Genomic DNA, 12,981 nt, shown 5'->3' with positions numbered 1-12,981 from the left:
ATCGCCCGTACCCTGCTGATGATTTAAGCAGGAGATTTGATTTGGCAAATGAGATTGCAGAACGGGTTGTCGCGAAATATCTGACCGTTAAGAAACCCGGCTATGCACTGATGCTGGATGCGCCCTGGGGCAGCGGGAAGACCCATTTTATCCGGAAGGTGACCGATCACGAAACGAATGAAACGCGACTGTATGTATCGCTTTTCAATGTTCACACTGCAGAAGAGTTTGAGTGGGCACTTGTCCGGGCGCTTAAACCATGGTCCGAGCAAACAGAGAAATGGGGAAAACGCATTTCTGAGTTTGTAAGTGGGGTAACGGTTGCCGGGTGTTCGGTTGATCTGACAAAGGTCAATATGACAGAGATCGCCTTTGACAGCCTTCCCGATACCCTGATCTTTGATGATGTCGAACGCTGTGGGATTGATCCGAAACAGCTTTGGGGCCTGATCAACGGATTTGTTGAACATGAGGGCAAGCGCGTCATTCTTGTCTGCAACAGTGTTAAGGGTGCGAAAAAGAAGCAACTGGCAGCGATCCGGGAAAAGCTGGTTGGTCAGGTTGTTACGATTGAACCTGATATTGGGGCGGCATTGACAACGGTCTGGGTGCGCTTGCCGGATGGGCCGGGTAGGAAGTTCCTGCAACTGCGGCAGGATGTGATCCGGGAAACATTTGCCGATGCAAAGCATAATAATCTGCGATTACTTCTGCGTGCTCTTCGGGATGCTGTCGATCTGATTGATCAGATAGCACCGGATATGCGGACTTTTCACGAGCCACTGGAACGACTGGTGCGCACATTTCTGGCGTTACATATGGCCTTTCACGAGGGGCGGATTTCAAAGGAAGACCTGGTTAATCGCGGTGAGGTTGCGATATTTCATTCTCTTGGTGGCGGAGACGAAAACCACCCCCTTCACCTGTTGAAAAGAGATCAGGTGAAGGCAGAAATTGATGCTGCTTATAACACTGTATTTTCAGCTGAGCTTGGCAGGAAATTGATTGGCGATGGATATGCGTCATATGCTGTTATCAATGAAGCGCTGCATGAAACACATCAGTTCAGAGAGACAGAGGCGAAGTCGGATTGGGTGCGTCTCTGGGAATGGGCAGATGAGGATGAGACTGAACTGATTGCGCTGGAAGACCGGATTGCGCAACGGATGCAGCGGTTTGAGATAACGGAACCGGGAGAGATCCTGCAATTGTATGGTGCACGAGAGTTTAAAGGGGCGTACTTTGATGACTTTTGTTCGAAAGAGAATGCACGTGAATTTTGTAAATATATTCATGAACTAGATAACCGGGAGCTGTTGCCGACGCGCTTGCCTGCCACGACAAGGGATCGGGAAGGCTATGGGTTTGATGCAGAGTTCGGGCGAATTATATACGAAGGGCGTGCATTTAAACCTGATCTCCGGGCGCGGGTTCTGGTGAGGCTGCTAAAACAGAAGATGGATGCAGCTTACGAACGCGCCTTGCCGGATGTTGCCGCGCAATTGTTCGCGGATCTTCGAAGTGATCCCGTTGCGTTCAGAGAACAGTTGGAAGCACAGGCAGGTGTGCATAACTACAGTTATGCTGCGATTCTGCATCATCTGGATGTCGCAGATGTTGCCCGTATTTTGCTGCGATACTTTATCGAAGAGCGCGAGATTACCGCAGTGCTGGTGTTTGATACAATTGGCAATCGCACAAGCCCACATCGACAGGGGCTTGCGGAGGAACAGGACTGGATAGCTGCATTAAAGCAGGAACTTGAGCGCCAGGCCGGGAATGTATCCGTGATCTGCCTGGCGCAAATGCGCTTGTTTCTTCAACGCCACATGAGAGCTGAGTAATTTTAGCCCTGATTCTGGCGTTCGATCCAGGCACGGAGTTCTTCGGCTTCCTGGCGGGCGGCGCGCAGGCCGTCCATGGCGGCGGCAAGTTCGGCTTCGGTCTGGGTCAGCTGGTTTGTGACTTCGGCCTCGCGCTGATGCGCCCAGGTGATGGCCTGGTCGCGGGTTTCTTCGGCCTCGTGCAGGGATTGCGCCATGTTATCGAGTTCGCCCAGATCGCCCTGCGACACGCGGGTGAACTTATTCACCAGCCAATGGGCAAACCAGCCCAGCAGGAAGGTCACAAAGAGGATGACTGCGATAATCAGGATCAGTTCGGTTCTGTTATTCATTGCCTGCCTCTGTTGTCTCTTCCGCAGTTTCTTCTGTTGCGGTTTCGTCGGTGTTTTCTTCTGCGTCCGGTGCGTCATCCACCAGGGTAAATTCGATCCGGCGGTTGGCTTCGCGGCCTTCTTCGGTCTCATTGCTGGCGATGGGATCGGATTCGCCATAGCCTTTGGCGCTTAAGCCTTCTGTCAGGATACGGCGCGACATCAGCGCATTCAGAACCGCATCTGCGCGCGACTGGCTGAGCTGTTCGTTCATGGCTTCGCGGCCCTGGCTGTCGGTATGCCCGGCGATTTCCATTTTCACATGGGTGCAGCGTTCCATTGCCGTTGCAATGGCCGTCAGCGTATCACCACTGCCCGGCGCGATATTCGCAGAACCCGGTGAAAACGCCAGTTTGGTATTTGTCAGAATGGCGTTGATCTGTTGGACACATTCTTCGCCGCTGGGCAGGTCAGCCTGTGGATCAAGTGCTTCGACATATTCCACATCAATGGCGAAATCCTCAGATGTGCCAAGCTTTTCTGACAACACCCGCGCGATATCTGCGTTTGCATCCGGATTGCCGGTTTTGCCGCGCACGGACACATGGTTTTCAAGGATCTCAACCGCGCCGTTTTCAAGGAAGGCCAAGGCTTCGATGCCGGACAGAACACGCACCGGCCAGCCTTCGGGCAGTTCCGGGTCAAGATCGGTGGCGGCATAGACCTGATCGGCGCCAAAGCGCGAGCTGGCATAGCTTTCGACGGCGGCTTTGGTGCGCTCATCGGTCATGCGGCCACGCAATTGCACCTGCCCTTCCGGGCTGAGCGTTACAGAGAATTCCGGTGGCATAACTTCGGCTTCTTCCTCGGTGACGGGGAAAACCGTGTGCAGGTTAAACAGGTCCGGCAGTTCGGACTGCAGCTGCGATGTCGCGCGTTCAAATGTGTCGGCGTCACTGCTTTCGGCGGCAATCAGGGTGATGTCCGTGTCAGAAAACGTGACAGATCCATCCCCGACCTCAGCCAGGGCATTCAGCGCAAGACTGACAGCTTCGCCCCATTTGGGCGATGGGTTGCCAAGTGCGATTGTGCAACTGGCCGGGCCTTCATGTCCGGCGGCTTCGGCAGCGCGCAGGATTTGCAGGCGGCTGCGGTCGGTGTCGGTGAAGCAGGCGTCAAAGCGACCCTGACCATCTTCACGCAGGAAACGCAGGGTGAAGGGCGAGACAACTTCGCGCGGGGCGGAAATATCAAGCTGCACTTCCAGATCAGACGGGATCGCGCGGGACAGTTCCCGTTTCAGGCGGTCACGGTCATCCGTGCTTTCACTGTTGGCTTCGACGATGACACGTCCGGGATGGACGGAAATCTTGCTGTGGGGCAGTGTGGCAAGGGCATCCACCGCATAGGCCATGGCAAGGTTCCAGCCGGTGGGCGGGTCATAATCTGCGGTTTCCATCATGTCGGACACCGTGTCACTGCCGACAAGATCAGACAGGGTTTCAGCGATCTGCGCCCGATCTGTGGAATCCGGGATCAGGCCGATCAGGGAAATATGATCATCATTGCGCAGAATTTCGACAGAGAAATCGGGGGGGATAAACCCGGCGCTGGCTTCGACCTGCATATCGTCACGGATGCGATAGGAATCGACGACCTCGCCGGCAATTGTCAGGGCATGAAAGCGGGCGGATTCACGCGGTGCAACGCCGGTCAGGCGCAGGTGCAGACCTTCGGCTTCGACCTGTGCCCAGTCTTCGCCTTTCAGCAACAGGGCACGACGCACGCCGTCTTCGGAATTGCGTTCAATCCGGTCGACAGAAACATTTGCAATCAACAGGGACAGGGCGGCAACGCCGGTAAAAACGGTAAAAATGGCTACAAAGGATTTAAGCTGCATCCTGTCTCTCTCTTGCTTGCGATATGCTTACGCCTGGCGGGGCCAGTTTTCAATCACAGCATGGCGGAAACGGCGAAAAACAGCGCAGGGATGAGACCGGTGTTCCGGTTTTCGCGGAAAAGGCGCAGGCAGGCATCCGGATCATCAATTTTCAGGCGACGGATCTGGGTCATCAGGTGCATGCCAAAAGCCCAGGGGCCGCCAATTGCGATGACAAGCGCCAGGACGTTGCCCTTCATGATCACAGCTGAAATCACCGCAAGCGCCATGACAGATACAGACAGCATCAGGAAACGGCGCAGCCAGGCGGCGGTGTTGTCCCCGAACAGGCGCGCGGTGGATTTCACCCCGATCATCGCGTCGTCTTCTTTGTCCTGATGGGCATAGATCGTGTCGTAAAACAGCGTCCAGATGATGCCCGCGATATACAGCAGCACCGCCGGTGTTTCCAAAACCCCGCGATGGGCGGTCCAGGCAACAAGCGCGCCGAAGTTAAACGCGAGCCCCAGGAAGGCCTGGGGCCACCAGGTGAAACGTTTGGCGAAAGGGTAGATCGCGACAAAGATCAGCGAAGACAGCGCCAGCAGGATTGTGTTCAGGTTAAACGTGATCAGAACCAGCGCGCTGATGCCCATCTGGATGAACATCCATACAAGCGCCTGCTTCACGGTCACCTGACCAGAGGGCAGAGGACGGGACCGTGTGCGTTCCACCTGACCGTCAAAGTTGCGGTCTGTGATGTCATTCCAGGTGCAGCCCGCACCGCGCATCAGAAACGCGCCAATGGTGCAGCCCACCGCGATCCAGAGATCAAACAGCACAAATCCGTCCATGGCCGCCGCCAGTGTCAGCCCCCACCAGCAGGGCAAAAGCAAAAGCCAGGTGCCGATAGGCCGGTCCGCCCGGGACAGGCGCAGATAGGGGCGGGTCCAGGCCGGGGCACGGTGATCCACCCAATTGCCGGTATATGCGTCAGCAACCTGGCCATTCTTATGGTGCTCGGACTCTGTGCCCTCTGGCATTCCGGGATCTGCGGACATATGTTTCGCCTTATGACAGGTGCAAAAATCAGACTTTATGTAGACCATGATCTCGCCCCGGGGCAATCCATTGCGCTGACGCGGGAGCAATCAAACTATCTTTTTGCCGTTATGCGGCTGGAAGCAGGCACGCAGGTGTCACTGATCAACAGCCGCGACGGCGAATATCTGGCGGATATTGTGGTCGCGAACAAAAAGAATGGCATTCTGGTCTGCCAGGATCAGGTGAAGCCGATGCTTCTGCCGCCCGACCTTTGGCTGGTGTTTGCACCGGTGAAGAAAGACCGCACGTCTTTCATCGTTGAAAAAGCCACAGAAATGGGGGTGCGTGAAATTATCCCGGTGATGACCGAGTTCACGCATTTTGACCGAATTCGCTGGGATAAAATGGATCTGCAGGCGATTGAGGCCGCTGAACAATGCGGTGGCACCTATGTACCGGGTATTGAGGCAATGGAAAAACTGTCGGATGTGCTGGCCACCTGGCCTGAAGATCGTCAGATCCTGTTTTGTGATGAAAGCAAAGCGGGCCAGCCCACGTCCCTGAAAGAAATTCCGGCAGATCCCGGTGCCCCCTGGGCCATTCTGATTGGTCCCGAAGGCGGGTTTTCTGAAGATGAACGTGCGGCTCTGCAAGCCCATCCCAATGCCCACGCTATTTCCCTTGGCCCGCGTATCCTGCGCGCAGACACGGCCGCCGTTGCGGCGCTGACCCTGTGGCAGGCACAGCTGGGGGACTGGGGATGAGCTTTATCCGACCAGAAGTTGCGGCCCATTTCCGCCGTTATCGCGGTGTGCTGGAAGGGGTGGCCTTTCTGCTGGTCGGGCTCTGGATGTTTTTGCGGCTGTATGGCGCGGTGAAGCTTGTCGGCGCGCTGGTGTTTCTTGTGGGTCTGGGCCTGTGCTGGAATGCGATCCGCCGGGCGAAATTGCGTCAGCGTGAAGGCGGCAAAGGCGTGATCGAGGTCACTGAACGCCGTTTCAGCTGGTTCACCGCAGACGGGGGCACACGGTTTTCCCTGGATGATGTGGTAAAGATCGAAATCGAAACCAATGACCGCGGCCCGGTGGAAGAAGATCTGTTCTGGTATTTCACCCTGTTTGACGGCAGCCGCCATGAAGTGGCTGGCAGTGCGGCCCAGGGCGATACAATTTTTGATCTGCTCGCCACTTTTCCCGGTGTGGACTACGAAAAAGTTATAAAAGCGTCGTCTTCAACCATCTGTGATCACTTTCTGATATGGCAAAAACGCGATTGAACACTGGTAATTTCATCGCTACCGATTAAGTGCTTAAGATCCGCGCCAGAACCTACGCGCCCGCAGGAAAGGAAATGCCCATGTCTATCCCTCAGTCCGGCGGAGGCCCGATCGAACATCGTGATCAGCTTGCGGAATATTTGTCGTCGGGTTGTAAGCCGAAAGACGACTGGCGTATTGGCACGGAACACGAAAAATTCGGGTATTGCAAAGACACGCTGAAGGCGCTGCCATTTGAAGGTAAACGGTCCATTGTGGCCGTGTTGGAAGGTCTGCGCGATCGCCATGGCTGGGCGGAAGTGCGGGAAAGTGGTCATCTGATCGGTCTTGAAAAAGATGGCGCAAATGTATCGCTGGAACCAGGTGGTGCGCTTGAATTGTCCGGTGCCCCGCTGGAAACCATCCATGAAACCTGTGATGAGGTGAATGTTCACCTGCGCGAAGTCAAAGATATCGCGGATGAGATTGGCGTTGGGTTTATTGGCCTCGGGGCCGCCCCGATCTGGCAACATGACGAAGTGCCGTTGATGCCAAAGGGCCGCTATAAGCTGATGGATGCTTATATGGAAAAGGTTGGCACCATGGGCCGTTCCATGATGCGCCGCACGTGTACTGTGCAGGTGAACCTTGATTTCGCGTCTGAGGCCGACATGGTGCAGAAGCTGCGCGTGGCACTGGCGCTTCAGCCGGTTGCGACCGCATTGTTTGCCAATTCGCCCTTTTTTGAGGGCAAGCCAAACGGTCACAAATCCTGGCGGTCACGTATCTGGCGGGATCTGGATGACGCGCGCACAGGTATGCTGCCATGGGTGTTTGAAGACGGCATGGGCTTTGAAAAATGGGTCGACTATGCCCTTGATGTGCCGATGTATTTTGTCTATCGCGACGGGAAATATATCGACGCGCTTGGCATGTCTTTCCGCGATTTCATGCAGGGTAAACTGCCTGCGCTGCCCGGCGAAACCCCAACCCTGTCTGACTGGGCTGACCACCTGACCACCGCTTTCCCGGAAGCCCGGATCAAGAAATATATGGAAATGCGCGGGGCCGATGGTGGCCCATGGCGTCGCCTGTGTGCCCTGCCTGCCTTCTGGGTTGGCATGATGTATGATCAGTCTGCACTGGATGCTGCCTGGGATCTGGTCAAAGGCTGGTCTGCGGAGCAACGCGAAGCGCTGCGGGTTGCCGCGTCTGTCGATGGCCTTCAGGCAAAGGTCGAAGGCATCAATATGCATGACCTGGCGCGTGAAGTTGTGTCTATCTCCGAAGCCGGCCTGAAAGCCCGCGCCCGTGCCGGTGCCGGTGGCATGGTGCCGGATGAAACACATTTCCTGAATGCGCTGAAGGACAGTCTGGAAACGGGCAAAACCCCTGCGGATGAACTGCTGGAACAATATCACGGTGAATGGGACGGCGATCTGACAAAGATCTTCGCGGCGCATAGCTACTGATGGATCTGGGCCGTTTCATACCTGCCCAGGAGGCGCATTATGAAACGGCGCTTGCCGAACTGAGGGCTGGGAAAAAAGAAAGCCACTGGATGTGGTTTATCTTTCCTCAGTTGCGCGTTCTTGGCCGTTCTCCGCGGGCGCATTTCTTTGGTATATCCGGGCGTGCAGAGGCTGAAGCCCTTCTTTCGGATGACGTGTTGGGAAAACGGCTTTTCATCTGTTGCGAAGCGCTGTTGATACATGTGGGCCATAGTGCAGAAGATATTCTTGGTGGAACAGACGCCATGAAGCTGCGATCTTCCATGACCTTGTTCAGGGAATGTGGTGAGAATGAAGTTTTCTCACATGTATTGAGGGCGTTTTGCGATGATATCCCCTGTGAGAAAACGATCACTGCTTTAGAGAAAGAGTGACCGGATTTCTGGTGAAAGTTCGAATGGCGGCAGATCACTCTGTCGCCATTTTTGTTCAGGCCGGGGCTGCTTCGGGCACGGGGAGTGCGGGTGCCTCCGGGCGTGGCGGGTTCATGGCCCGATCAACAACTGCGCGCAGGGTGACAACCGCATTGCTGAACCCAAGCCCAAGGCAAAGCGACGCCAGACCAAGCGCCCCCAGCAGGCCTGCCAGTTCACCCGGGGCAATCGCGACATAGCCTGCGCCAATCAGGATCAGCCCGCCAAAGCCAACGGCGGTATATCCGGTTGCGATGGTGACGGCGGCGGCTTTGGCGGCGCGTCCGCTGTCCGGGCACTCGCCAAGCAATGCGCCAACCTTCAGGATCATACCCGCAAGGGTGATGGTCAGGGCAAGGGCCAGAGCGAAATAGAGAGACAGTAACATGGTATTTCCTTTCAGAGGGTAACAGGGTGGGAATAGATCTCGCGGCGCCAGCATGTATAAAGCCAGCCGCTTGTGCTGCCCCAGAGCGGGGCAAAGACAAAGCCGAAGAGGGAAAGAATAACTGCGCCGCCCATGTCGTGCGCGAATGTATGTGCCGGAGCCAGGGCAACAATCAGGGCACTTGCGCATAGCAGGGCTGTAAATGTTAGCAATGCGCTCCATCCAAAAAGCCTTGCGGAGGCTCTGTTCCGGCTGAGTGTCACCAGCATGACCGGTATTCCGATTGCGAGATACAATGGACCTCCGATGACCAGTGCAAAGACGGGGATAAGAAGCAGGGGGAAACCCAGCAGTGCCACCAGAAGCGGCCCTGCGGCCATCGCCAGAAAGAAGGCAACCGGATCAATGGGGTGCCGTAGCTCAGGTGATTGTTTTGAGTGATGCATCATATCCCGCCCTCCTGCGCGATTTGTTTGGGGTGATCACCGGATGCAGCCAGGGTGCGCATATAGAGGCAACCGCTGAACATGGCCCAGATCGGACCCAAGATAAGCCCCGGCACTGCACCATGTGTGAGGAAGGGAAGAATATCACTTTGTGAATTGGGGATCATGTCGGGCGGGATCAGGCCGGTTATCAGAGCAATACAGGCCTGCGTCAGCAAAGCTGCAAACATGAACAGGAATATCGAAGGAGGGAAATACCACAGGGCCAGGATCATGACAGGTATGCCAATGCCCAGATAGGAAGGCATGCCAGATATATAAGCGAAGAATATCACCAGATTGACCCCGGGCACGGGCGCCAGGACGAGTGTTATAAGTATGGGCCCAACAATCATCGCGAAAATGAGAGAGCCAACAAAAGGGCGGCAACTGGTTTCCTTTATTTTTGTTATTTCTGTCATTTGAGAAATTACCTCACAAATTTTTTTGATGTCAGTCGTCCGAACGTCCACCCGGGATGAAACGGACCAGTTTGGACCCAAGTTTAAGGACGGCCAGGTGCATGGCGCGGGGCAGGCGGGAGAAATCGAGATACCAGTCGTCAAACATCTTCATAACGCGTAGCATTTCGCCCATACGTTCGCGCACCTTGGGTGGTGTCTGGTCCTGGTCGGCCTCATCCATCACGGCTTCAAGCGCAGAAATTGTCGGGGCGAACTCGCGCTCCCTGCGTTGTTTGATCACCATATCCACAAGGTCAAACATATCCCGGATTGAGGTAAAGTGATCGCGACGATCCCCAAGCTGACGGCTGGAGGTCACCAGCTTCCAGCTTTGCAGTTCTTTCAGCCCGTTTGATACATTGGAACGCGCCAGGTTCAGCGTGTCGCAGATCTCTTCTGCTGTCATCGCGTCCGGGGCGATGTGCAGCAGCGCGTGAATCTGTGCAACAGAGCGGTTTACGCCCCACTTAGAGCCCATTTCGCCCCAGTGAAGGATGAAGTTCTGCATGGCGGGTGTCAGTTGCATGGTGATTCCTGAAATTTCTGTTATGACAGAAATAACATAAATCTGATGCAGATCAAATAAAAAACGGCGATGGTTCCCCACCGCCGTTTCTGTTCTGTCTTGTGAAGGCTTATTGTGCCTGCAGTTCTTCCGGTGTCACATCCGCGATGTCAGTCCAGTTGGTGTCTGCAGCGTTGATCAGGTTCGGAATGTCTTCAGACCAGCGTTCCTGTACAGCAGGGGACAGGTTCAGGTACAGGCGGTCGTCAACGATTTTCCAGAGAGTTGGATCGCCGTCAAATTTGAAACCCATCGCAGTACCAAATGCACAGTAGCCGCCGTATGCTGGTGCGTATGCTTCCGGATCTGCCTCGAAGGTTGCTTTGTGCTCTTCAGACGCAAAACGGTAGGTTGCGCCGTTGTATTCCGCGCTGATGTTCCAGTCGCCTTTGGTTGGCTCGCCATCGGTGAAGTAAGCGACCGGGTCATAACCCTGCAGGGCCAGGCCGGTTGGGGTTGCGTTTACATCGGTGCCTGCTGCGAAAACAGAAGTGACCAGTGCGGCGGAGAGGGCGATGCCGGTTACGGCAGTTTTAATGAAGTTCATAATGGACCTTTCTTTCATCTGACCCCGAAGGGCATATCTCGAACTCTGAACAAGACGGTCGGGACAAGTGCCGTCTCATGCAGTGATATTTCATGACAGATCGGTTCACTTACAAGACAACTAAATGTGTATGTGCATGTGTGCGCAATATCTGCGCGCAAACCAGCAGAAAAATTGATTTGGTTCAGGCGTGAAATTGGCGGGAATCGTGAACGGAAACGGTTTACCAGCAAAAAGCACCGTGCTAGCGACATTCACCTGTATCATTGCAGATCGCATATTAAGGAGAATGAAATGCGCGACTTTTTTATTGGTGCTTTTGAAAAGCTGATTGCCGTTGTGATTGTTCTGATGGGGATTGGTGTTCTGATCGGCTCTGTCATTGCTTTTTCAACCCCATCCTATCAGGGCGGTGGCGCTCTGCCTGGCTTCCTGATGCTGTTTGGAGGCGCGATTTATCTGATCATGTTTGGCGGCATGTCCTATCTGTTCCTGGGCATTTACCACAACACCAAACGCACAGCAGATGCTTTGGAGAACAAATCTTCATAAAAGCAAAGACCTGAGCCGGGGAGGCTCAGGTCAGCATTCTTATGCGGGCGGAAGACTGGCCTGTCAAAATGACAGCGAGCGACAGGGCCGGATGAATTTTATGGTCTGGAACTGGAGGGACCTTTTATCTGCTATTCAGGCTCTTTCTGACCCAATACCCGTCGCTTATACAACGCGCGGACTTCTGCCTTGTCCCGGGCCACATCGGTTGCCGTCCGTTCTTTCTTTTCACCCGCCAGAAGCGCATAGGCCGCATAGGGATTATGCCCTTTCTTTTCCTGCCCGGTTGCAGGATCTGCCTGCGGGGCCATTCTGAAGCTGCTTTCGCTCATCTTAGAAGGGCTGAGAACACCAGCCAGCCAGAGCGAACAGGTCAGCAGTGGAATAAGGCAGTACCCCGCAAAAATCATCAGCCGGGCCTGGGCTGTCTGGGTGGCGAATTGTGCCGCAACACCCGGCTCCGCAATCGGGGTGAAGGCCGTCGCCTGGGGAATCTCGGGCAGGCTGAGCATGGCGATGCCATCAAGCACCAGGTCAAACAGGTTCCCTTGTTGAAGCAGTGTTCCAAGGGCGAAGAACACTTCCCAGGCCATCTCTTTTGACGCCATCAGGGACATGGCCACAATCGCGGCTGTCATCACCGCAGGGTCATCAGCATCAGAAATTGTTGCGGTCAGCTTCGTGAACGCTGCAATGGCTGCGATGACACAAAAGCCGATGAACAGCGGGAACAGAGTATAAGGGGCAAAGGCCCATTTCGGACTGTAACCCGCGTCCTGGAGACGCCGCATGGTGAGTGTGACACGGGGTATGAGTGTCAGAACAAAAACGGTGAAGACGCTGTAACTCAGGGGGGTAAGCGATGGTTTTTCACGATTTGCCAGCTGATCAATCACCAGGCCCATATCAAGCCTGAGCAAAAACAGCATGATGACCCAGATCAGGGGGAAAGCGATCCAGTATTCAGAACGGGATGCTTGCCCGAAAGGGTTAAACCCCCGGAAAATGAAATTCTCAACGGCGGTGGCAAACATCGACTGGTAACCTCAGAAACTAAAATCTTCTTAAGGTTGTTTTATCGGCTTTTACGGCAGAAATATGACCCTTCCGGATTTATTTCTCACCGATTTTGGGTTCGGTTCCATTCTTCAGACGCCGGATGTTTGGCGCATGTTTGATATAGACCAGGATGGTCAGGATCAGGCCCAGCATCAGCATCTGGCCTTCAAGGCGCATGAACATCCACAGCGGGGCAGATGCAACGCTGATCAGGGCGGCCATAGATGAAATACGCAAGCCGCCAGCGATGATCAGCCATGTGGCACAACACAAAAGCCCGACCCAGAAATTCAGGGCCAGCATCAGGCCCAGGAAGGTCGCAACACCTTTCCCGCCTTTGAATTTCAGCCAGATCGGGAAAAGATGGCCAAGGAAGGCGCAAAGCCCTGCAAGCTGTGCTGCATCTTCGCCAAACACCGCCCGGGCAATCAGAACCGCAACCGCGCCTTTGCCTGCGTCAAGCAGCAGGGTCAGGGCGGCGGCTTTTTTGCTGCCGGTGCGCAGGACATTGGTTGTGCCGATATTGCCGGATCCGATGTCGCGCAGGTTGCCGAGGTTCATCATCCGGGTGACGACCAGGCCAAAGGGAACTGATCCCAGCAGATAAGACAGCAGCCCGACCAGAATCAGCATGCTTTGGGATGTTTCAATAATAGGCATTGGC

General features: G+C 54.9%; 16 protein-coding genes. 6 read left to right on the top strand and 10 right to left on the bottom strand.

Going from position 1 to position 12,981, the window contains the following annotated elements; all coding sequences use genetic code 11:
• The first annotated feature begins 41 nt into the window (after positions 1 to 41).
• Positions 42 to 1,844 carry a P-loop NTPase fold protein gene (locus H1D41_RS08705; protein WP_228848533.1) on the top strand — a complete coding sequence of 601 codons (1,803 nt, stop codon included), beginning with the start codon at positions 42 to 44 and terminating at the stop codon, positions 1,842 to 1,844.
• 2 nt (positions 1,845 to 1,846) lie between these two features.
• Here the strand turns inward: H1D41_RS08705 and H1D41_RS08700 are convergent, their stop codons facing one another.
• From H1D41_RS08700 to ubiA, 3 genes are read right to left on the bottom strand one after another with little or no spacing between them, the layout of a single operon-like run.
• Entirely contained in the window at positions 1,847 to 2,176 is a 330-nt protein-coding gene (locus tag H1D41_RS08700; protein WP_107496716.1) for a hypothetical protein, read from the bottom strand.
• Complete coding sequence (locus H1D41_RS08695) at positions 2,169 to 4,055, bottom strand: OmpA family protein (RefSeq protein ID WP_228848532.1); 1,887 nt, start codon at positions 4,053 to 4,055, stop codon at positions 2,169 to 2,171. Before H1D41_RS08695 ends, H1D41_RS08700 begins: the two co-directional genes overlap by 8 nt.
• A gap of 53 nt (positions 4,056 to 4,108) precedes the next feature.
• Positions 4,109 to 5,095 (bottom strand): 4-hydroxybenzoate octaprenyltransferase, encoded by a 987-nt coding sequence (gene ubiA, locus H1D41_RS08690; RefSeq protein WP_228848531.1) that lies wholly within the window; start codon positions 5,093 to 5,095, stop codon positions 4,109 to 4,111.
• On the opposite strand from ubiA, the gene H1D41_RS08685 reads away from it, so the two are divergent.
• From H1D41_RS08685 to H1D41_RS08670, 4 genes are all read left to right on the top strand, one after another.
• Positions 5,096 to 5,842, top strand: coding sequence for a 16S rRNA (uracil(1498)-N(3))-methyltransferase (locus H1D41_RS08685; protein WP_228848530.1), 747 nt, complete (start codon positions 5,096 to 5,098; stop codon positions 5,840 to 5,842).
• Positions 5,839 to 6,354 (top strand): hypothetical protein, encoded by a 516-nt coding sequence (locus tag H1D41_RS08680; RefSeq protein ID WP_228848529.1) that lies wholly within the window; start codon positions 5,839 to 5,841, stop codon positions 6,352 to 6,354. Before H1D41_RS08685 ends, H1D41_RS08680 begins: the two co-directional genes overlap by 4 nt.
• 80 nt (positions 6,355 to 6,434) lie before the next feature.
• Complete coding sequence (locus tag H1D41_RS08675) at positions 6,435 to 7,805, top strand: glutamate--cysteine ligase (protein ID WP_228848528.1); 1,371 nt, start codon at positions 6,435 to 6,437, stop codon at positions 7,803 to 7,805.
• Positions 7,805 to 8,218 carry a DUF1810 domain-containing protein gene (locus H1D41_RS08670; protein WP_228848527.1) on the top strand — a complete coding sequence of 138 codons (414 nt, stop codon included), beginning with the start codon at positions 7,805 to 7,807 and terminating at the stop codon, positions 8,216 to 8,218. Before H1D41_RS08675 ends, H1D41_RS08670 begins: the two co-directional genes overlap by 1 nt.
• 55 nt (positions 8,219 to 8,273) lie before the next feature.
• Here the strand turns inward: H1D41_RS08670 and H1D41_RS08665 are convergent, their stop codons facing one another.
• The 5 genes from H1D41_RS08665 to H1D41_RS08645 all read right to left on the bottom strand — a co-directional run bounded on the left by H1D41_RS08665 (position 8,274) and on the right by H1D41_RS08645 (position 10,706).
• Complete coding sequence (locus tag H1D41_RS08665; RefSeq protein WP_228848526.1) at positions 8,274 to 8,645, bottom strand: hypothetical protein; 372 nt, start codon at positions 8,643 to 8,645, stop codon at positions 8,274 to 8,276.
• An 11-nt stretch (positions 8,646 to 8,656) separates the two neighbouring features.
• Positions 8,657 to 9,094, bottom strand: a complete 438-nt coding sequence (locus H1D41_RS08660) for a hypothetical protein (RefSeq protein WP_228848525.1) — start codon at positions 9,092 to 9,094, stop codon at positions 8,657 to 8,659.
• The gene (locus H1D41_RS08655; protein ID WP_228848524.1) at positions 9,091 to 9,603 is read right to left on the bottom strand and encodes a hypothetical protein; all 513 of its coding nucleotides are present in this window, start codon (positions 9,601 to 9,603) and stop codon (positions 9,091 to 9,093) included. Before H1D41_RS08655 ends, H1D41_RS08660 begins: the two co-directional genes overlap by 4 nt.
• The gene (locus tag H1D41_RS08650) at positions 9,584 to 10,120 is read right to left on the bottom strand and encodes a GbsR/MarR family transcriptional regulator (RefSeq protein ID WP_228848523.1); all 537 of its coding nucleotides are present in this window, start codon (positions 10,118 to 10,120) and stop codon (positions 9,584 to 9,586) included. Before H1D41_RS08650 ends, H1D41_RS08655 begins: the two co-directional genes overlap by 20 nt.
• 109 nt (positions 10,121 to 10,229) lie before the next feature.
• The gene (locus H1D41_RS08645) at positions 10,230 to 10,706 is read right to left on the bottom strand and encodes a YHS domain-containing (seleno)protein (protein WP_228848522.1); all 477 of its coding nucleotides are present in this window, start codon (positions 10,704 to 10,706) and stop codon (positions 10,230 to 10,232) included.
• A 294-nt stretch (positions 10,707 to 11,000) separates the two neighbouring features.
• On the opposite strand from H1D41_RS08645, the gene H1D41_RS08640 reads away from it, so the two are divergent.
• Entirely contained in the window at positions 11,001 to 11,258 is a 258-nt protein-coding gene (locus H1D41_RS08640) for a hypothetical protein (RefSeq protein WP_228848521.1), read from the top strand.
• Between the two features lie 131 nt (positions 11,259 to 11,389).
• On the opposite strand, the gene H1D41_RS08635 is transcribed toward H1D41_RS08640, so the two are convergent.
• Both H1D41_RS08635 and plsY read right to left on the bottom strand, forming a co-directional pair.
• Positions 11,390 to 12,292 (bottom strand): DUF805 domain-containing protein, encoded by a 903-nt coding sequence (locus tag H1D41_RS08635; RefSeq protein WP_228848520.1) that lies wholly within the window; start codon positions 12,290 to 12,292, stop codon positions 11,390 to 11,392.
• Between the two features lie 79 nt (positions 12,293 to 12,371).
• Positions 12,372 to 12,977, bottom strand: coding sequence for a glycerol-3-phosphate 1-O-acyltransferase PlsY (plsY, locus tag H1D41_RS08630; RefSeq protein ID WP_228848519.1), 606 nt, complete (start codon positions 12,975 to 12,977; stop codon positions 12,372 to 12,374).
• Positions 12,978 to 12,981: the final 4 nt, after the last annotated feature.

Origin of the sequence: Halocynthiibacter styelae (assembly GCF_016123485.1) — a bacterium.
Classification (GTDB): domain Bacteria; phylum Pseudomonadota; class Alphaproteobacteria; order Rhodobacterales; family Rhodobacteraceae; genus Halocynthiibacter; species Halocynthiibacter styelae.
The sequence above is the reverse complement of the archived record's forward strand: the minus strand, read 5'-3'. Positions and strand labels throughout refer to the sequence as shown.